Origin of the sequence: Paraprevotella xylaniphila YIT 11841 (genome assembly GCF_000205165.1) — a bacterium.
Classification (GTDB): Bacteria; Bacteroidota; Bacteroidia; order Bacteroidales; family Bacteroidaceae; genus Paraprevotella; species Paraprevotella xylaniphila.
Window position 1 is genome coordinate 1 of sequence record NZ_GL883844.1, and the last position, 1139, is coordinate 1139.

At 49.5% G+C, this 1139-nt stretch carries 1 protein-coding gene; it reads right to left on the minus strand.

Annotated features, from left to right (window positions below; translation table 11 throughout):
• Positions 1 to 1102 (minus strand): GNAT family N-acetyltransferase (locus HMPREF9442_RS15750; protein WP_087944084.1); only part of this gene is annotated, 1102 nt, incomplete at its 3' end.
• Positions 1103 to 1139 lie beyond the last annotated feature (37 nt).

Consider the following 1139-nt stretch of genomic DNA (forward strand, 5'->3'; position numbering starts at 1 on the left):
TTTCATTGTATATGACGGTATGACTGCCGCACAAGGTCATTCCCAGCCGTTCCGCGACCCAGATGGATGCCTTGTTTTCCGGTCGGATGCTACAACAGACGGTTTTTAGTGCCAGCTCTCCAAATGCGTATTTCAGACAAGCACGGGCGGCTTCCGTACCGTAACCGTGATGCCTGTATGCGTTATCGAGTATATAGCCAAGTTCGACAGCCTCGTTCCCGTTTATGGTACTTTTCATCAGACCGGCTTGTCCTATCAACTTGCCGCTTTCTTTCAGTATGACGGCAAAATATCCGAACCCGTCCTTGCAGTATCGGGTGAGTTGCCTGTTTATCCATTTGCGCACGTCCTTTTTGGTAAAGCCGTGTTCCCATGCGTACATGACTTCCGGCTTTCCCATTATGGCAAGTAGCGCGTCCAGATCCTTAGGGGTTATCCTGCGGATAAGCAGCCGTTCCGTTTCCATGACAACCAGCGATGCGGAATAGGTCTTTATCTCAAAACCGTCCTCTTCCCATTCCTTCACAAGCCTGTCTATCGTTTCTACCACCAAACTGTTGTAAGTGGCATCGGGAATGACATTTATGAAAAAGGCGTCACGGGTTTCTTTAATGACCCATTCGTTGATGGCTTTCAGTTCCTTGCCTTCGGGAATATAATTCTTGTGTACCATGAACTCGTTGATGTTGTCTGCCAGCAGTTTTTCCATCTGATAGCGGATGTCATCCTCCAGTTCGGCGAAAGGCACGGTTTCATCTTCGCAAGTCCCGTCAAAAGGAGCTTCCTCTTCCATATCTTCATCCGGTACGTCGTTGCCCCGTTTCATATCCAGCATATCCTGCGCGAACCGCCCGGATTCTTTGTCCTTGTACTTCGAGGCATATCTCTCCAGCAGTTCCCAGTTCTGACGGGTCATGGGGTATTTGAAAGCGGCTCGTTCCACCTCGTTGCAGCGTACCATGTCCGCTTTCACATCTTCGGGCAGCGACTGGCATTCCTTGCAGATATGCCGTGCGTGTCCTTTGCCGCTGAATTGCTCGTTGGCTTTGTACTCGCCGCAAATCCGGCAGTAATGCCCCTGTTGTTTCTTCTTTTTCGCCATTTTATTATGCCACTTCTGTTTAGGTTGCAAATTTCGG